The organism is Streptomyces sp. JLBG701 (assembly GCF_058544905.1).
On the sequence record NZ_CM178588.1, the window covers coordinates 5172221 to 5188072 of the forward strand.

General features: G+C 68.3%; 20 protein-coding genes. 11 read left to right on the plus strand and 9 right to left on the minus strand.

Going from position 1 to position 15852, the window contains the following annotated elements; translation table 11 throughout:
- Positions 1 to 7: 7 nt before the first annotated feature.
- The 3 genes from AC5DRG_RS23605 to AC5DRG_RS23615 form a co-directional block, all read right to left on the minus strand.
- Complete coding sequence (locus AC5DRG_RS23605; RefSeq protein ID WP_491812610.1) at positions 8 to 1510, minus strand: cellulase family glycosylhydrolase; 1503 nt, start codon at positions 1508 to 1510, stop codon at positions 8 to 10.
- A gap of 140 nt (positions 1511 to 1650) precedes the next feature.
- The gene (locus AC5DRG_RS23610; RefSeq protein ID WP_491812611.1) at positions 1651 to 2499 is read right to left on the minus strand and encodes an ABC transporter permease; all 849 of its coding nucleotides are present in this window, start codon (positions 2497 to 2499) and stop codon (positions 1651 to 1653) included.
- On the minus strand, positions 2496 to 3488 hold the full coding sequence (locus tag AC5DRG_RS23615; protein ID WP_491812612.1) for an ATP-binding cassette domain-containing protein: 993 nt from the start codon (positions 3486 to 3488) through the stop codon (positions 2496 to 2498). The genes AC5DRG_RS23610 and AC5DRG_RS23615 overlap by 4 nt, the downstream gene beginning before the upstream one ends.
- Positions 3489 to 3618: 130 nt before the next feature.
- Here AC5DRG_RS23615 and AC5DRG_RS23620 point away from each other — a divergent pair, with 130 nt between their 5' ends.
- The gene (locus AC5DRG_RS23620) at positions 3619 to 4374 is read left to right on the plus strand and encodes a TetR/AcrR family transcriptional regulator (RefSeq protein ID WP_491812613.1); all 756 of its coding nucleotides are present in this window, start codon (positions 3619 to 3621) and stop codon (positions 4372 to 4374) included.
- Between the two features lie 31 nt (positions 4375 to 4405).
- Complete coding sequence (locus AC5DRG_RS23625) at positions 4406 to 4822, plus strand: PPOX class F420-dependent oxidoreductase (protein WP_491812614.1); 417 nt, start codon at positions 4406 to 4408, stop codon at positions 4820 to 4822.
- Positions 4823 to 4856: 34 nt separating this feature from the next.
- Here the strand turns inward: AC5DRG_RS23625 and AC5DRG_RS23630 are convergent, their stop codons facing one another.
- Together AC5DRG_RS23630 and AC5DRG_RS23635 are read right to left on the minus strand one after the other, a co-directional pair.
- Positions 4857 to 5261, minus strand: a complete 405-nt coding sequence (locus AC5DRG_RS23630) for a response regulator transcription factor (RefSeq protein ID WP_491812615.1) — start codon at positions 5259 to 5261, stop codon at positions 4857 to 4859.
- 75 nt (positions 5262 to 5336) lie between these two features.
- Positions 5337 to 6326, minus strand: a complete 990-nt coding sequence (locus AC5DRG_RS23635) for a hotdog family protein (protein ID WP_491812616.1) — start codon at positions 6324 to 6326, stop codon at positions 5337 to 5339.
- Between the two features lie 97 nt (positions 6327 to 6423).
- On the opposite strand from AC5DRG_RS23635, the gene AC5DRG_RS23640 reads away from it, so the two are divergent.
- Both AC5DRG_RS23640 and AC5DRG_RS23645 read left to right on the plus strand, forming a co-directional pair.
- A complete protein-coding gene (locus AC5DRG_RS23640) occupies positions 6424 to 6831 on the plus strand; it encodes a hypothetical protein (protein ID WP_491812617.1) in 408 nt (135 codons plus the stop codon).
- An 89-nt stretch (positions 6832 to 6920) separates the two neighbouring features.
- A complete protein-coding gene (locus AC5DRG_RS23645) occupies positions 6921 to 7598 on the plus strand; it encodes an SGNH/GDSL hydrolase family protein (protein ID WP_491812618.1) in 678 nt (225 codons plus the stop codon).
- On the opposite strand, the gene AC5DRG_RS23650 is transcribed toward AC5DRG_RS23645, so the two are convergent.
- Positions 7583 to 8359: an aminoglycoside adenylyltransferase family protein gene (locus tag AC5DRG_RS23650; protein ID WP_491812619.1), complete on the minus strand. Its 777-nt coding sequence runs from the start codon at positions 8357 to 8359 to the stop codon at positions 7583 to 7585. The genes AC5DRG_RS23645 and AC5DRG_RS23650 overlap by 16 nt on opposite strands.
- A gap of 91 nt (positions 8360 to 8450) precedes the next feature.
- On the opposite strand from AC5DRG_RS23650, the gene AC5DRG_RS23655 reads away from it, so the two are divergent.
- On the plus strand, positions 8451 to 9038 hold the full coding sequence (locus tag AC5DRG_RS23655) for a Uma2 family endonuclease (protein ID WP_491812620.1): 588 nt from the start codon (positions 8451 to 8453) through the stop codon (positions 9036 to 9038).
- A gap of 83 nt (positions 9039 to 9121) precedes the next feature.
- Entirely contained in the window at positions 9122 to 9757 is a 636-nt protein-coding gene (locus AC5DRG_RS23660) for a maltokinase N-terminal cap-like domain-containing protein (RefSeq protein ID WP_491812621.1), read from the plus strand.
- A 336-nt stretch (positions 9758 to 10093) separates the two neighbouring features.
- Here AC5DRG_RS23660 and AC5DRG_RS23665 read toward each other — a convergent pair whose 3' ends face one another.
- Positions 10094 to 10501, minus strand: a complete 408-nt coding sequence (locus AC5DRG_RS23665; protein WP_491812622.1) for a hypothetical protein — start codon at positions 10499 to 10501, stop codon at positions 10094 to 10096.
- 119 nt (positions 10502 to 10620) lie between these two features.
- Between AC5DRG_RS23665 and AC5DRG_RS23670 the strand changes: the two genes are divergently transcribed.
- Together AC5DRG_RS23670 and AC5DRG_RS23675 are read left to right on the plus strand one after the other, a co-directional pair.
- On the plus strand, positions 10621 to 11397 hold the full coding sequence (locus AC5DRG_RS23670; RefSeq protein ID WP_491812623.1) for a helix-turn-helix domain-containing protein: 777 nt from the start codon (positions 10621 to 10623) through the stop codon (positions 11395 to 11397).
- Positions 11394 to 11576 carry a DUF397 domain-containing protein gene (locus AC5DRG_RS23675; RefSeq protein WP_491812624.1) on the plus strand — a complete coding sequence of 61 codons (183 nt, stop codon included), beginning with the start codon at positions 11394 to 11396 and terminating at the stop codon, positions 11574 to 11576. Before AC5DRG_RS23670 ends, AC5DRG_RS23675 begins: the two co-directional genes overlap by 4 nt.
- Here the strand turns inward: AC5DRG_RS23675 and AC5DRG_RS23680 are convergent.
- Positions 11573 to 12514: a nuclear transport factor 2 family protein gene (locus tag AC5DRG_RS23680; protein ID WP_491812625.1), complete on the minus strand. Its 942-nt coding sequence runs from the start codon at positions 12512 to 12514 to the stop codon at positions 11573 to 11575. The two genes, AC5DRG_RS23675 and AC5DRG_RS23680, sit on opposite strands and share 4 nt — an antisense overlap.
- Positions 12515 to 12637: 123 nt before the next feature.
- On the opposite strand from AC5DRG_RS23680, the gene AC5DRG_RS23685 reads away from it, so the two are divergent.
- Positions 12638 to 13633: an aldo/keto reductase gene (locus AC5DRG_RS23685; RefSeq protein ID WP_491812626.1), complete on the plus strand. Its 996-nt coding sequence runs from the start codon at positions 12638 to 12640 to the stop codon at positions 13631 to 13633.
- Between the two features lie 208 nt (positions 13634 to 13841).
- Here the strand turns inward: AC5DRG_RS23685 and thpR are convergent, their stop codons facing one another.
- On the minus strand, positions 13842 to 14414 hold the full coding sequence (gene thpR / locus AC5DRG_RS23690) for an RNA 2',3'-cyclic phosphodiesterase (RefSeq protein ID WP_491812627.1): 573 nt from the start codon (positions 14412 to 14414) through the stop codon (positions 13842 to 13844).
- A gap of 117 nt (positions 14415 to 14531) precedes the next feature.
- Here thpR and AC5DRG_RS23695 point away from each other — a divergent pair, with 117 nt between their 5' ends.
- Both AC5DRG_RS23695 and AC5DRG_RS23700 read left to right on the plus strand, forming a co-directional pair.
- Positions 14532 to 15293, plus strand: a complete 762-nt coding sequence (locus AC5DRG_RS23695; RefSeq protein WP_491812628.1) for a bestrophin-like domain — start codon at positions 14532 to 14534, stop codon at positions 15291 to 15293.
- Positions 15294 to 15302: 9 nt separating this feature from the next.
- A complete protein-coding gene (locus AC5DRG_RS23700; protein WP_491812629.1) occupies positions 15303 to 15824 on the plus strand; it encodes a GNAT family N-acetyltransferase in 522 nt (173 codons plus the stop codon).
- Positions 15825 to 15852: the final 28 nt, after the last annotated feature.

The following is a 15852-nucleotide window of genomic DNA, read 5'->3' on the forward strand; positions in this document are numbered from 1 at the left end:
CCCCAGCTCACACCGCCGTACAACTCACACTCGGCACCCCGCCACCCCCGGGCGCTCCCCCGAACCCGAAGCTCGCCGAACCGCCCACCGCGACCGCCCCGTTGTGCGAGGCGTTCACCGCCGTCACGGTCGACCCGCTCTGGGTGTACGACGCGTTCCACATCGACGTGACCTGTTGCGAGCCGCTCCAGGTCCAGGTCACCTGCCAGGAACTGATCGCGGTCGTACCGGAGTTGGTCACCTTCACCTCGGCGTTGAAGCCGCTGCCCCAGTCGCTGCTGACGGTGTAGGCGGCGGTGCAGGCGGCCGTACTCCCGCCACCCCCTCCGCCGCCGCCCCCGGTACTCGGGAATCCCGGCGCCTTCACGCTCGCCAGATACCCGTCCTTCACCGTGTCCACGGTCACCCAGTCGTCCTTCAGAATCCCGCCGGTGTCACCGGAGTTGGGATTCCACGACCAGAACGTCCAGTGGAACGAGTCCGCACCGTACGTCGATGTCGGCCGCAGGTAACTCACCAGCGCCGCAAGCCACTTCTGGTCCACCGTCGACGTGAGCGTCGTACCGAACTCGCCGACCCACACGGGGGCGATGTTCTGCTTGAAGATGTAGCCCCAGTACTTGTCCCAGATCCCCGGCATGTTGTCGGGGAACGTCGGATCGCTGAACCAGCTCTGCTGGGCCACGCTCGTCGCGTAGTCGTGGGCGGAGTACACGACCCGGTTCGCCACATCCAGCTGCACCGGGTACTGGGCGACGCCCATCAGGTTGCCGCCCCACCAGCCGGAGACTCCGTTGAACGTCTGCACACCCTCGACGAAGACGAGCAGCTGAGGATTGACCGACAGCACAGCGTTTCCCGCGCGCTGGGCCGCCAACCGCCAGTCGAGCAACGCATCCCCGCAGCCCCAACAGGCCGGATCATGCGGCTCGTTGTGCAGGTCGATGCCGATGACCGTGTCCTGGCCGGCGTAACGCGCCGCCAATGCCCTGAGGTTGGCGATCCACGTCGACTCCGGGACCGCCGACGTGTACCAGAGCGCCGACTGGCCGCCCGCGTCGGGGCGATGCCGGTCGAGGATGACCTTGAGGCCGTCCTGACCGGCGTAGGCGACCAACTTGTCCATGATCTGGAGGGAGTTGAGGCCCTGCAGATCCGCGTTCTTGCCGCTGCTGAAGTCGATGCTGTTGGGGACGGTCGTGCTCTTGAAGATGTCGTCGCTGTAGGGCAGGCGGATGGTGTTGTAGCCCAGCGACCTCATCTGGTCGATCATGGACTTGTAGTCGCGGGACCAGAGGCCGTGGACGACGTAGTTGCCGGTCTCGAAGCCGAACCAGTTGATTCCGGCGATACGGACCGGCTGGCCTGCCTCGTCCAGGATCTGCCGGCCGCTGGTGTGCCAGTAGCCGGCGCCGGGGTCCGCCGCGTGGGCCGTCTGCGCACCGGCCCCCAGCGGTAACAGGAGCGCGGCGGCCACCGCGCACAGCGCTCTTCGCAGGCTGCGGAACATGTCGCTCGTTCCCTTCGGGGAGGCGCGGCCCCGGAACAGAGATGGGAGCGCTCCCATACACCGCGCACCTCCCAGGAAACTGACGCACCATCAACACGTCAAGGGGTACGACGACGGCTCACGTACCTACGGCCTGTCGCTCACCGGCTCAGCCGCTTGAACCTCCGTACCGCGAGCGGCAGGAAGAACACCGTCAGGGCCGCCGGCCACGCCTCCGCCATCAGCAGCGCGTGCTGCTCGACCCACGAGTTGCCGGTCACGACCGGTGAGCCGAACAGTTCGCGGGTGGCAGAGGCCGTGGACGAGAGGGGGTTCCAGCGGGCGACCTGGCCGAGCCAGTGGGGCATCTGCTGTGGGGAGACGTAGATGCTGGAGATCATCGTCAGCGGGAAGACGATCGCGAACAGCCCGCCCACCTGCTCGGGTCCCGGCAGCAGCAGCCCGAGCCAGACGCCCACCCAGATGAGGGCGAACCGCAGCGCCAGCAGCAGTGCCACGGCCTTGGCGAAGCCGGGCCCGAAGTCCGGGCGCCAGCCCATGCCATACGCCGTGGCCATCATGATGCCCAGCTCGACGCAGGAGACGATCAGGTCCGTCGCACCGCGCCCGGCGACCACGGCGGACGGCGCCATCGGCATGGAGCGGAAGCGGTCGATGACGCCCTTCTTGGAGTCGTTCACGAAGATCGTCGCCGTGGAGACGAACCCCATGGCGACGGTCATCACGAACATCCCTGGCATCAGGAACGCCTTGTAGTCCCCGCCGCCGGGCACCTGGATGGCCTTGCCGAAGACGTATCCGTACAGCAGCACGGACAGGATCGGGAAGCCCAACTGCCAGATGATGCTGACCGGTTGACGCCGGTAGTGGGTCAGGCCGCGTCGGACCACGTTCCAGCAGTCGGCGACTGTCCAGAACAGCCGGCCGTGCTGCGGTCGTCTGCGGTACGTCCGTCCGGTCCCGTCCGCCGTCGACACTCCCCCGCTCATGCCGCTGCCCCTTCGATCTCCGGAGCCTCGGCCGGTGCCGGTTCCTCCTCCGTACGGCGGCCGGTCAGCCGTAGGAACACGTCGTCCAGGCTCGGTCTGCGCAGGCCGATGTCCTCGACGGGGATGCCGAACTGGTGGAGGTAGCGGGCGACTTCGGTCAGGGACCCCACCCGGTCGGACACCGGTGCGTGGACCCGGAGTTCGGTCATGTCGGCCTCGGGGTCACCGTGCGCGACCCGGGCGACGGCCTGCAACGCGTAGGGGATGTGGGCGGGTTCGCGCAGGACGACCTCGACGCGGTCGCCGCCGACCCGGTTCTTCAGCCCGTCGGGGGTGTCGTCGACGATGTTCCGCCCCTGGTCGATGACGGTGATCCGGGAGGCCAGCTTGTCGGCCTCCTCCAGATACTGCGTGGTGAGCAGCACGGTGGTGCCGTCGGCCACCAACTGCCGTACGGCCTCCCAGACTTCGCCCCGGCTGCGCGGGTCGAGCCCGGTCGTCGGCTCGTCCAGGAAGAGCACGGCCGGGGCGAGGATCATCGACGCGGCCAGGTCCAGGCGCCGCCGCATACCGCCGCTGTAGCCTCCGGCGCCCTTGTCGGCGGCGGCCTCCAGGTCGAACTGGCGCAGGAGTTGGGCGGCGCGCAGCTTGGCCCGTCTGCGGCCCAGATGGAACAGGCGGCCGAACATCTCCAGGTTCTGCCGGCCGGTGAGGATCTCGTCGATGGCCGCGTACTGCCCGGTGAGCCCGATCCGGGTGCGCACCTGGCGCGGCTGCCGCGCCACGTCGAGGCCGGCGACGGTCGCCCGGCCGCCGTCGAGCCGGACGAGCGTGGACAGGATGCGCACGGCGGTGGTCTTGCCGGCGCCGTTGGGGCCGAGCAGGCCGTGCACAGTGCCTTCGCGGACGGCCAGGTCGAAGCCGTCGAGGGCGCGCTTCTCGCCGTACCGCTTCTCCAGGCCCTCCGCCCGCACCACATGACCGTCCATCTCGCCCTCCCGTTCCGCCCGCTCGCTCCTGGCCCACCCTGAACTGGGTACACCGTACTCGTATGCGCGTACGCTGTACTCAGTTTGGGCGTAGAAGGTTTGTACAGGCGATACGGGTGGTGCAGGCGTTATGGGCGGTACGGAGACCAGCGGCAGCGGCGACATCGCCCGCACCCTCGAACTGCTGTGGGACAGCGGTCCCCGCCCCAGCCGCGGCCCCAAGCCGGGCCTGACGCTCGACCGGATCGTCGAGGCCGCTGTGCGCATCGCGGACACCGAGGGTCTGGCGGCCCTGTCGATGCGCCGCGTCGCCACCGAACTCGGCACCGGCACCATGTCGCTGTACCGCTACGTCCCCGGCAAGGGCGAGCTGCTGGACCTGATGCTCGACCGCGTCCAGCGCCCGCCCCTCACCCCGGACGACACCGCCGGCGACGGCTGGCGCGCCACCCTGGAGGCCATGGCGCACTCCACCCTCGACCACTACCGCCGCCACCCCTGGCTGCTCCAGGTCAACCAGTCCCGCCCGATCCTCGGCCCGAGCACCCTCGACGCGGTGGAGAGCGTGCTCGCGCGCATCAGGCCGATGGGGCTGAGCGACCCCGAGCTGGTCTCGGCGGTCGTGATGGTCGACGGGTACGTCGTCGGGGCCGCCCGCACCCAGGTCCACCAGCGGGAGGCGGAACGCCGGACGGGGCTGACGGACCGCGAGTTCTGGCGGGCCCAGCTCCCGGCCCTGGCAAAAGCCATGGCCACGGGCCGCTACCCGGTGCTCGCCTCCCTCGCCCCGGAGACCTTCGACCCCGGCTTCGACCACTTCGAGTTCGGGCTCCAGCGGATCCTGGACGGGCTGGAAGTGTTCGTTGCACGCCGCAACGAAGGGTGACAAACGGGGCGATCAGTGCATGCATGGAGACATGACCACCACTCCGACCCCGAACCCCGAACTCGCCCCCTTCGTCAAACAGTGGGCCGCCCTCCTCACCAGCCACAAGAAGGACGGCAGCGGCGTCGGCACCCCCGTGAACCTCGCCGTCGAAGGGGACCACGCCTACTTCCGCACCCCGGGCAGCGCCTGGAAGGCCCGGCGCATCCGCAACAACCCCGAGGTGGAGCTCGCCCCCTCCACCCTCCGCGGCGCCCCGACCGGCCCCGAGATCCACGCCCGGGCCCGGCTCCTTGACCACGGCAGCGAGGAGGACAAGCACGCGGCGCAGCTGCTCCGCCACAAGTACCCGTTCACGCACGGGGTGTTCGTCCCCCTGGCCCACAAGGTGATGCGGGCACGGACGCTGCACTACGAGGTACGGCCGGTGGAGGAGGCAGGGGACTGACCCACCCCCGACCGCCCCCGAGGTCGGCGCAGCGCTAAACAGGATCGGGTGCCGGGTCCTCGCGTCGCGTACGGCGCAGGATGGCCCGCACCCGCAGCACGACCTCCTCCAGGCTGAACGGCTTGGCCACATAGTCGTCGCCGCCCGCGCTCAGCCCCTCCACCCGGTCGCGCACGGTATCCCGGGCGGTGAGGAACAGCACGGGCACCTCGCGGCCGTCGCGACGCAGGATGCGGGCGACCTCGTACCCGTCGAGGTCGGGCAGCATCACGTCGAGGACGACGAGGTCGGGCAGGTTGGCGTAGGCGGCGTTGAGCGCCTCGACGCCGCTCGCGGCGGCGGTGACGTCGTAGCCGACGAGACGGAAGGTCTCCGACAACAGATCACGGATGTTCTGCTCGTCGTCGACGACAAGCAGTCGAGCCTCGGAACTGGTCACCCTCCCAGAGCTATCGGCCCCGCCTCAAAGGAGCCTGAGAACGCCCTGTGGAATCCGTTGAACCGCCTTTGTGCCCTACGACCGCCGCAGCAGCCTCTTGAATCCGAGTACGACGACCACGCCGACGGCGAGGGCGATGGCACCGACCTTGACACGGCCGTCGGAGCCACTGTCGCCACCGCCGTCGGAAGCGGCCGAACTCCCGCCGCTGGAAGGCGAATCGGAGGAGGTGCCCCCACCCCCCGGCACATCCTCCGCCTGCACGGAACTCTCGGCGCCCTCGCTGCCGTACATGAGCTTGGTCCCGTCGGCGGAGTAGGTGACGGACTCCCCCTGCCCCTGGAGGGGCACGTCGAGCCGCCCCTCCCGCTTGATGGCGCCGCCGTTCCAGTCGTAGGAGATACCGCCGAAGTACCCCCGTACGACGAGCTGTTGGCCATCGGGCGAGAAGGCGGCGTCGGTGGCCCAGAGGTCGACGGCGGCGACGGGCTTGAAGACATTCGTCCCGGAGGCGGAGAGCTTGGCGGGCTGCTCGTACAGGTGCCCGCCATCCTCGTTCTTGTCGATGATGTAGACCTTGCCGGTCTTGGGGTGCACGACCAGCGACTCGGCGTCGCGGGAGCCGTCCGAGTACTTCACGACGTACTGCGTGGCCGTGATCGTCTGGTCGACGAGCTTCTTCGGCTCGGGCAGCTTGTAGATCCAGACGTAAGGCCACGTGACACCATCATTGTCGCCGATGTCGCCGACGTAGATCTGGTTGCCGGGCCCGATGGAGATCGCCTCGACGTCACGAGGCTGGCCGATGCCCTTGAGGGTGATGGTGGCCACAGTTTTGCCGGTGGAGCTGTCAACGGCGTAAAGGTACGGGCCGTCCTCGCTGTCGTTGTGCGTCCAGTAGATGCCGGGGTGCAGGTGCGAGGCGGCGAGGCCGCTGGACTCGGTGATACGGGAGTCCGTGATGGTGAACCCCTGGTCCCCGTCACCGTCTTCGGCCGCCGCGGGAACCGTGCCCGTGAGGGCGACAAGGGCGGTGGCCGCGACCACACCGAGATACGCACGCATGTCCCCAAGCTTGCCATCTCCGTGAACTGCCCCGACCGCGCACACAGACTTTATGTCCACGGTTGATGCCATAGGCCCCGTCGGTTGCCAAACCCCCATGAACCCGCCCACCCCCTGGAAGGCATCACCTCATGCTCGGCAGACCAAGAAGGCCCTGACCGCCTCCGCCATAGCCGAAGCCGCCTCGGCCACCCTCGCACTCCCCGCCTCGGCGGCCACACAGGACACGACGACACCGTCCACACAGCACGTCAGCGCGCCGCAGGACGCGAAGAAGGCGCCCGGCTCCGACTCGGCCTCGCAGGGCTCCCCGTCCCTGTCGGCCTCCTCCGGCTCCGCGGGCGACGAGATCGACATCACGGCCCAGGTCGGCGACGACACGACGAACACGGTGACCTTCACGGTGGACAACGACGCCGACAGCGAGGCGCCGGCCCACCACGACGACCGGCAGAAGCAGGACACCACCCGGCAGGACGAGAAGCCGACCGCGCCCGCCCGGTGACGGCGAAGTAGGTAGAGAGGGAGGCGGGGTGTGCTTCGTCACACCGTTGCCCTCCCCTCCCCTCCCCGCCGATCATTCATCATGAGCGGATGCTCAGGTTCATGCCCGTCGGCGACTCCCAGACCATCGGAAGCGCGGGCGAACACACATGGCGTTACCGAATGTGGCAGCACCTGCGCTCGACGTATCCCCGCCCCTTCGCCATCGTCGGCCCGCGAGAGACGCTCTACGACAAGGCGCTGGAGACCCCCACCTCCTACGAATACGCCGACCCGGACTTCCCCCGAGCCCACCTGGCCGGCTGGGGCGAGGGCTGGCTGCACATGGCCCCACTGATCGGCGAAGCGGTACGCAGCCACCGCGCCGACGTCCTCCTGGTCGCCCTAGGCCTGATCGACCTGGGCTTCTACACGAACGCGGAACAGACGGCGGCCAACGCCCGCACCTTCATCGCCGAGGCCCGCGCCGCCAACCCCCGCATCCGCATGGCGCTCCTCCCGGTCATCCCGAACATCCGCGCCGACACGGACGCCCCCTTCGCCACCGAGGTCACCCTCTTCAACGAACTCCTGGCAAAGGCGATCGCGGACCTGGACACCCCACGCTCCCCCCTCCTCCTGGCCTCGATCCCGGAGTCGTACGACGTCAACTTCGACACATACGACGGCACCCACCCCAACGCCAACGGCGAACACAAACTGGCGGCGTCATTCGCGGAGGCGATGTACCAGGCCTGGGACCTGGGCGACCCCTACGAGGAAGCCTGACCCCAGGCCTGCTCCTCGGCCTGCCTCTCGATGACCCGGCGGAGAAACTCCGCGCAAGGCCGCACGAGCGCCGCAAGATCCTCCCACCCGTCTCCCTCCTCCCCCAGATAGACGGCACGCGCGCGTGCGAGCACGGGCCGGTACTCAACCGGAACCCGCTCCATCGCCCACTGGGCGGCGTCGTCCTTGGAGCGGATGACACCGCTGTCGAGGGTGGTCCAGACGCGGGCAAGGGTGAGGAGGACGTTGCGGGTGTCGAAGTCCAACTCCTCAATGAGCTGCGGCACACCGGCGACGATGGCGCGTCGGAGGTCGTCGTGGGGGACGGGGTCGAGGAGTTCGGCGGGCGGGGGCCCGTAGAGAGAGGCGCCGCCATCGATGGTCATGGTGAGGAGCGGCGCGAGATCGGCCATGGGCTCGGGCCCGGGAACGACGCCACGTTCGTAGTCGTCGCGAAGCCATTCACCGTAGAGAAAGTCGCAGGTAGGCGGATACCGCCAGGGCCGCACATCGTCCTGGACTACGACGATCAACTCGACGGGCCGCGTGTCGGGTCCCCCGGACACCTTCATCAACTCCCCCACCAGCTCCCGCCGTTCACTCACCGTCGTCGCCCGCCGCACGACGACGAGGAGGTCGAGGTCGCTGTGGGGCCGGAGGCCGCCGAGGACTGCGGAGCCGTGGAGGTGGATGCCGAGGATGTTGTCGCCGAGGACCCGCCGGACGAGCGGTACGAGGTGCGACGCGTCGGGGTCTGGCATGTGGCTTTCCTCTCAGTGTCCTGGTCACCGTGCGTATCGTTGTACTGCGCGGCCGCCCTCACGCAAGGGGCGGCCGGGGAGGAGCGCCACGATGACCGTCCTTGAAGACAGGATCGAGATGGCCAAGGAAGACGACGAGCTGACTCTGGACAAGCTGTTCGAGTCGCTTGAGCGGACCACCCCTGAGGGCTACAAGGTCGAGATCGTCGAGGGGGCCGTCTTCATGTCGCCGCAGCGGGACATCCACTGGGAAACCATTCGCGCGATCATCTGGGCGCTCGAGGACCGCTTCGGCAGGCGCACGAAAGTGATGTCGGATGTCCGTATCGATTTCCCCGGGCACCTGAACGGCTTCGCCCCGGACGTGGCAAAACTGCGAGACGGTGCCGAGAAGGACTCGGAGGGGCACTGGCGTTACCAGGACGTCGAGTTCGTAGCCGAAGTCATCTCGAAAAGCACGGCCCAGAACGACTACGGCCCCAAGAAGTCCGCCTACGCCGTCGCCGAAGTCCCGGTCTACCTCATCGCCGACCCCTACCAGGGCAAGTGCCACCTCTACACCCAGCCCAAGAAGGGCGAATACCGCAGCGAGCTGACCGTCACGTTCGGCACCGACGTCGACATGACCACCACGCTCCTCGGCCTGACCCTCAAGACTGACGAGTTCCCGCGCGACTAGGACTTGCCCGACGGCCCGCCGCGACTGCCGAACTCCCCATAAAGATCAGCCGATTCCCACCCTCGGCTGACAGAATCCGCCCCATGGCGCTCATCCACCACACCACCCTAAAGCCGACCAAGCTGGAACTCCTCACCACCTGGCTGCCCACCCGCCCCTGGTACGTCGGTGACAGCGCACCGGAGTTGACCAAGGCGGGCGGCTTCCGCCTCGACGACCCCGAGGGCGAGGTCGGCATCGAGTTCATGGTGGCCGTCGACAAGTCGGGGACCACCCCCACCGCCTATCAGGTGCCGCTCACCTATCGCGGCGCCCCGCTCCCCGGCGCGGAGGACGCCCTCATCGGCACCATGGAGCACGGCGTACTGGGCGAGCGCTGGGCCTACGACGGCTGCCACGACCCGGTGTTGGTCGCCCAGCTCCTGGCCTTGATCGAGGGCCGCGCCCAGGCCCAGGCCCAGAGCATCAGCGACACCCCCGACCGGGACGTCATCCGCTCCCACACCGGCGAAGGCCTCACCCCCACGGACTTCACCACCAAGCCCACCGACGACCAGACGGGCACGGACCTGCTCGCGTCCGCCCACGGCACAACCCTCCGCCTGCACCGGGTACTGCGACCCACCCCGGACGTCCCCCCGCTCCCTCCCCAGGACGCGATCGGCCACGTCGCCAGCCCCTGGGGCCTGTTCGCCACCGTGCACACAAGCCGGGCCTGAACGAAGGGGGCACCCCGAGCCCACCGATTGGCCCCTTTGACCCAAGCCGCAAGAACAAACCCGCAGGTCGGCCGCCCCACCCGTGGTCCAAGGGCTCCAATCACCCCTCCTTACCCGCCCCACCGGCCGTTCGCCGCTGAACCCACCCGGCGTGCAGGCGAGGCGCGACCGCGCCCGCCAACTCCGGCCCGCCACGCGGCCGACGGCTGCCGACAACCCACCCAAACGGGCCATCGCCGAAGGCGACGCGACCGCAGGGAGCGTCCTTGACGCGGGCCGTGGAAGCACGACACTCCCAAGGAAGCGAGTGGCCCCACGCTCACCGTGGAACCCCGATCACCCGACCCGCCCCACCACCTCCCACAACAACTCCCCCGCCACAAACGGCACCCCGGCCGACGGCACCGACCGCCACCCCAACGGCCACGTCACACCTGTCAACGCGGGCACACCCACGTACGCCAAACTCCGGTCACCGCGCGTCAAAGCGCGCACCCCGGGAGGCCAACGGAACGCGGAGGCAGTTTGCGGAGGCAACAGGAAGTACATGTTCCGCTCCCCGGTGCCCTCCATGACGACCGGCCCAGCGTCGAAGTCCGTACACACCATCAACTCCGAGGCGACACGCTCACCCCGAGCACCGCCGATGCGTACGGCGTCGAAGTGGATACCGGCGTGACGGAGCGCGTGGCCGGTGGCGGGGATCCAGGTCGGGATCCAGGGGGCGGCGATTCTCTCGTTCATGCCGCAAATGCTTCCGCCTGCTCACATACTGTGACCAGGGTTACGCAACGTCGGTGCGGGGCTGTGCAGTTGGGGAGGTCGGTGTGCACTCCGGTGAACTGGGTTCGGGGAACCTGGAGATGTTCGGCTCGTTGCTGAGGTTCTTCCGCGAGCGGGCCGGGATGACGCAGGAGGCACTGGGCGGTTATGTCGGGTACTCCAAGTCCCAAGTGGCCATGGTGGAGCGGGGAGAGCGGGCACCGAAGGGGCGGTTCGTCGAAGTCGCGGACCAGGTACTGGGTGCACAAGGTGCACTGCTCGCGGCAGCCCGGAAACTGAAGGTCAGCCGCTTCCCGTCCTGGTTCGAGGACTACGCGGACCTGGAAGCGAGGGCCACCGCGATCCACATGTACGCCAACCACGTGATTCCGGGCCTACTTCAGACTGAGGCGTACGGACGCGCGATCTTCGTCGCACAACGCCCTCCCCTGGAGGACGAGGAGATCGAGACCAGGCTGGCGGCACGCCTGGACCGACAGCAGGTGCTGGAGCGCAAGCCCACACCGACTGTCGGCTTCGTACTTGAGGAGCACACGCTGAAGCGTCCGCTCGGCGGCAGGCAAAGCCTGCGGCAGCAGTTGGAGCACCTCCTCGACGTTGGCAAGCGACGCAATGTGGAAATCCAGGTCATGCCGACCGACCGGCATGAACACGCCTCGCTGAACGGCCCGATGATCCTGCTGGAGACGGACGAACGTAAGCAGCTGGCCTACGTTGAGGGGCCTGGTGGCGGCTACTTCGTCAGCGAACAACCGCACCTGGGCGACCTGTTCACGCAATATGGCATCCTGCGAGCCCAGGCTCTCAACCCGGATGAGTCAGCGGAACTGATCGACAAGGTGGCACGGGACGCATGAGCACCGACCTGCACTGGTTCAAGAGCAGCTACAGCGGCGGCCAAGGCGGCGAGTGCCTGGAGATAGCCCCCACCCCCACCACCATCCACATCCGCGACTCCAAAAGTCCCGAAGAGACGGCCCCCACCCTCACCGTCACCCCCACCACCTGGACGACCTTCCTCGCGACCCTCTCCTAGAACATCCCGTTCCCGTTAGCCGAACTCCCCGGCACCTCCTGCAACACATCCCAGTGCTCCACGATCTTCCCGCCCCGTACCCGGAACAGATCCACAACCGCGAGCCCCCGCTCCCCCGGCGCATTCACATAGTGGCTGTGAACCGCCACCAGGTCGCCCTCGGCGATCACCCGCTTTCGCGAGACCGCCAACTGCGGGAACGCCTCGAAGTACCCCCCAAGCCCCGCCTTGACGCCCGCCACCCCATCCGCGATACCGGGGTTGTGCTGGTGGTACTCGGACCCCCAGTACCGGTCGATCGCGGACAGGTCCTTCTTCACAAGCAGCTGATCAAAGGCGGCGGTCACCAGCTTCTTGTTGTACTCGGTAAGAAAGCCCGGCCCCGGCTGCGACGACCTCGGCCAACTCACCGTGGAGAACATGTCGTTGCCATTGGCCGAACCCTCCGGAACGCTCTGCCCCACATCCCAATGCTCGGCGATCTTCCCGCCCTGGAAGCGGAAGATGTCGAAGACGGCGGAGCCGCGCGTGCCCGGGGTCATGACGAGGTTGGAGTGCACGAGCACGAGGTCGCCCTCAGAGATGACCCGCTTGATGTCGTACGCGGCGTCCGGGAACTGGGCGTGGACCGCGGTGCCCAGGTTCTTCAGGGTCTCCGCCCCATCCGGCGCAAGCGGGTTGTGCTGGATGTAGTCCGACCGCACATAGCGATCGACGACCTCGGTGTCGCCCTTCTCAAAGACACCCTTGAGGACGCGGACGGCCACGGCCTTCTGGTAACTAAGGCGAGCCGAGTCGCCGACATAACCGGAGCCGGCGGACGCGCCATACGGCGCCGCAACAGCCGGCACCGCAGCCGCACCCAGCAGCACGACGGAGGCCGCGACGGAGGCCATGACGGCGACAACTGCCTTGTGGGCAGGCGTGGTGGGAGACATGGGGGCTCTCTTCCCGAAGACATTGAAAGTTCAAGCTCACGCTTCCCACAGGAAAGCACTAACTTCTGGTTAGCGTCAAGATCCCTTGCTTGGAGCGCACTCCAGGACGTTGGCTTAGGAGTCATGAAGTACACGCAGCTCGGACGCACCGGACTCAAGGTCAGCCGACTCGTCCTCGGCACCATGAACTTCGGCCCGCAGACCGACGAGGCCGACTCCCACGCGATCATGGAATCGGCGCTCGCCGCGGGCATCAACTTCTTCGACACGGCCAATGTCTACGGCTGGGGCGAGAACAAGGGCCGTACCGAATCCATCATCGGGAACTGGTTCGCCAAGGGCGGCGACCGTCGCGACAAGGTGGTCCTCGCCACCAAGGTGTACGGCAACATGGCCGCCGACGGCGAGGCCGCCTGGCCCAACCACGACAAGCTCTCCGCCCTGAACATCCGTCGGGCGGTGGACGCGTCGCTGAAGCGCCTCCAGACCGACTACATCGACGTCTACCAGTTCCACCACATCGACCGCTCGACTCCCTTCGAGGAGATCTGGCAAGCGATCGACACGCTCATCCAACAGGGCAAGATCCTCTACGTCGGGTCCTCCAACTTCCCCGGCTACAAGATCGCCCAGGCGAATGAGATCGCCGCCCACCGCTCCGGCACGATCGGCCTCGTCAGCGAGCAGTGCCTCTACAACCTCGCCGAGCGCCGCGCCGAGATGGAGGTCATCCCGGCCGCGCAGGAGTACGGCCTCGGGGTCATCCCCTGGTCGCCGTTGCAGGGCGGGCTGCTGGGCGGGGTCATCAAGAAGGAGGTCCAGGGCGGCCGGCGCGCCTCCGGACGGGCCGCCGACACCCTCGCCAACCCCACCACCCGCGCGCAGATCCAGTCGTACGAGGACCTGCTCGAAAAGCACGGCATCGAACCCGGCGAGGCGGCTCTCGCCTGGCTGCTCACCCGCCCCGGCGTGACGGGCCCGATCGTCGGCCCGCGCACCGCCGAGCAGCTCGACTCCGCGCTGAGGGCGGTGGAGCTGGAGCTGAGCGACGACCTGCTGACGTCACTCGACGAGATCTTCCCGGGCCCGGGCCCGTCTCCGGAGGCCTTCGCCTGGTAACACGGCGGACAGGCAGGAGCGCCCCGCTAGGGGCGCGGGGAACTGCGCGACAAGCCCCCACCGGCCCGCAGCCGAAAGTCGGCCCGCCGCAGTTCCCCCGCCCCGGCCCTCACTTACCCAGGGCAGCCGCCAGCCCCACAACAACGAACATCAGCACAAGCGCACCGGCCATGATCCGGTTCCGGGTTTTCGGGTCCACACACCGAGCCTAACCGCCCGCCCCGAGCGCCCATCGCCCGACCACCTCATACCGAGGCTGCTCCCCCGGCACCCCGGACGTCGGCAGGTTGCTGCGTACGAGGCTCAGCTCGTCCACCGTCCACGTGCGGCTCGTGAATCCATCCAAAACCGAGAGGTAAGGCTGCGCCTCAACCGCCTCCCGACTCCGCGCCACCGTCAGGTGGGCCTTGTACCGGCGATGCTCCCCCATCTCCACGCCCGCCTTCCGCCCCGCCGCCTCCGCCCGATCGGCCAACAGCCGCAGCGCCGCGACGTCCCCCTCCGCCCCCGCCCACAGCGCCCGCCCATGCCCGAACTGTCCGCCTCCACGCACAGCCAGCGGGAAGCAGGGTGTCCGCCGAGCCGCCCGCTCCAGCCGCTCCGACAGATCCCCTACGACGGAGTCCTCGACCTCGCCGTAGAACGCGAGGGTGAAGTGCCACCCGGGGCGGCCCGTCCAGCGCAGCTCCTCCGCACCCGGCAGCCTCCTCAACTCGGCCACCTCCAGGGCGAGTTCCCCGGCCACATCCTCAGGCGGCAGCACGGCGGCGAAGAGTCTCATGCACGTCACCCTTCCACATCGCTCCTCCATCACACGCCCATCACTCTTCCGGGGAATGGATCATCCGGCGCGCTTCCCTCACGCTGGAAGTACGTGCATCTGCCGGGGGGAGTTTGGATGCCAGTGCTCGGAATCGTGCTGCTCGCGGCGGGGGCGACAGCGGCCGCGGCCCTGTTGCTGGGCGTCGCCCGACTCGTGCCGCTGGCCCGGCGGAAACCCAACAACGACGTGCTCGGGTTCGTGTACGCGCAGGTCGGGGTGATCTACGCGGTCGTCCTCGCGATGGTCGTCGTAGGGGTGTGGGAGGCCCGCTCGCAGGCGGACGAGAACACGTACACCGAGACGAACGCGCTGCTCCAGATCGCGTGGTACAGCCGCAGCCTCCCCGAGCCGGAGCGCGGGCGGCTCGGTGCGCTGACCGAGCGGTACACCGGCACGGTCATCGACAAGGAGTGGCCATTGATGGCCGAGCAGCAGGACGCTCCCATCGCCTGGGAGCAGTTCACCGAGATCCGCGAGATCATCAACACCCGGCAGCCGGAGAGCGGCGCCGACCAGGCCCGTTACGAGGGTGCGCTGGACGCGGTGGCCCAGTTGGGCGATGCCCGGCGGCAGCGGGTCAACGAGGCCGCGACCGCCGGGGTGCCGATCCTGCTGTGGGTCGCGCTGCTCCTCGGTGCCCTGGTCACCATCGGCTTCGTCTACCTCTTCGGCATGGACAGTCTGCGTGCTCACGCGGGCGTGGTCTTCTCGCTGGCGTTCACCGTGGGCGTGATGCTGCTGATCGTCTATGAGTTCAACTACCCGTTCACCGGGCCGCTGAAGGTGAATCCGACGGCCTTCCAACTCGCCCTGGAGCGCATACGACTGGTGACCTAGGGTGCCTTCATGGCGATCATCAGCATCAGGGACGGCGGGGCCGACGACATCCCCGTGATACTCGGCATGCTCGACAGCAGTGTGGAGTGGCTGGTCTCGCAGGGGCGCACCGGACAGTGGGGGAGCAAGCCCCTGTCGGAGAATCCGAAGACCGTTGAGTCGGTCACCCGGTACATGGACGAAGGGGATGTGTACATCGCCGACGTCGACGGCGTGGCGGCCGGCACCCTCACCCTCACCGACTCGGCCGGCGCCTACCTGTCCCACTACCCGGCCGGCGAGCCCGAGCGGTACATCCACTGGCTCGCCTCCGAGCGGCGCTTCAAGGGGCACGGCGTGGGCAGCGCCCTGCTCGCGCACGCCGCCGAGGAGACCCGGCGCGCGGGCGTCTCGCTGCTGCGGGTGGACTGCTACGCCGGCGACGACGGCAAGCTCGTCCGCTACTACGAGAACAACGGCTTCACCCGCACCGAGGCCTTCACGGTCGGCGAGAACGACTGGCCGGGACAGCTGCTGGTCCGGAGGGTCTGACCCCCCGGACCGCAAAAGCCGAGTACCC

Excerpts from the sequence above, each read along its gene's own strand:
- AC5DRG_RS23680 (WP_491812625.1), bottom strand. The coding sequence starts at position 12,514 with ATGTCTCCCACCACGCCTGCCCACAAGGCAGTTGTCGCCGTCATGGCC.
- thpR (WP_491812627.1), bottom strand. The coding sequence starts at position 14,414 with ATGAGACTCTTCGCCGCCGTGCTGCCGCCTGAGGATGTGGCCGGGGAA.
- AC5DRG_RS23650 (WP_491812619.1), bottom strand. The coding sequence starts at position 8,359 with ATGCCAGACCCCGACGCGTCGCACCTCGTACCGCTCGTCCGGCGGGTC.
- AC5DRG_RS23695 (WP_491812628.1), top strand. The coding sequence starts at position 14,532 with ATGCCAGTGCTCGGAATCGTGCTGCTCGCGGCGGGGGCGACAGCGGCC.
- AC5DRG_RS23655 (WP_491812620.1), top strand. The coding sequence starts at position 8,451 with ATGACCGTCCTTGAAGACAGGATCGAGATGGCCAAGGAAGACGACGAG.
- AC5DRG_RS23675 (WP_491812624.1), top strand. The coding sequence starts at position 11,394 with ATGAGCACCGACCTGCACTGGTTCAAGAGCAGCTACAGCGGCGGCCAA.
- AC5DRG_RS23670 (WP_491812623.1), top strand. The coding sequence starts at position 10,621 with ATGTTCGGCTCGTTGCTGAGGTTCTTCCGCGAGCGGGCCGGGATGACG.
- AC5DRG_RS23640 (WP_491812617.1), top strand. The coding sequence starts at position 6,424 with ATGAACCCGCCCACCCCCTGGAAGGCATCACCTCATGCTCGGCAGACC.
- AC5DRG_RS23615 (WP_491812612.1), bottom strand. The coding sequence starts at position 3,488 with ATGGACGGTCATGTGGTGCGGGCGGAGGGCCTGGAGAAGCGGTACGGC.
- AC5DRG_RS23700 (WP_491812629.1), top strand. The coding sequence starts at position 15,303 with ATGGCGATCATCAGCATCAGGGACGGCGGGGCCGACGACATCCCCGTG.
- AC5DRG_RS23610 (WP_491812611.1), bottom strand. The coding sequence starts at position 2,499 with ATGAGCGGGGGAGTGTCGACGGCGGACGGGACCGGACGGACGTACCGC.
- AC5DRG_RS23645 (WP_491812618.1), top strand. The coding sequence starts at position 6,921 with ATGCTCAGGTTCATGCCCGTCGGCGACTCCCAGACCATCGGAAGCGCG.
- AC5DRG_RS23660 (WP_491812621.1), top strand. The coding sequence starts at position 9,122 with ATGGCGCTCATCCACCACACCACCCTAAAGCCGACCAAGCTGGAACTC.
- AC5DRG_RS23665 (WP_491812622.1), bottom strand. The coding sequence starts at position 10,501 with ATGAACGAGAGAATCGCCGCCCCCTGGATCCCGACCTGGATCCCCGCC.
- AC5DRG_RS23685 (WP_491812626.1), top strand. The coding sequence starts at position 12,638 with ATGAAGTACACGCAGCTCGGACGCACCGGACTCAAGGTCAGCCGACTC.
- AC5DRG_RS23625 (WP_491812614.1), top strand. The coding sequence starts at position 4,406 with ATGACCACCACTCCGACCCCGAACCCCGAACTCGCCCCCTTCGTCAAA.
- AC5DRG_RS23635 (WP_491812616.1), bottom strand. The coding sequence starts at position 6,326 with ATGCGTGCGTATCTCGGTGTGGTCGCGGCCACCGCCCTTGTCGCCCTC.
- AC5DRG_RS23620 (WP_491812613.1), top strand. The coding sequence starts at position 3,619 with ATGGGCGGTACGGAGACCAGCGGCAGCGGCGACATCGCCCGCACCCTC.
- AC5DRG_RS23605 (WP_491812610.1), bottom strand. The coding sequence starts at position 1,510 with ATGTTCCGCAGCCTGCGAAGAGCGCTGTGCGCGGTGGCCGCCGCGCTC.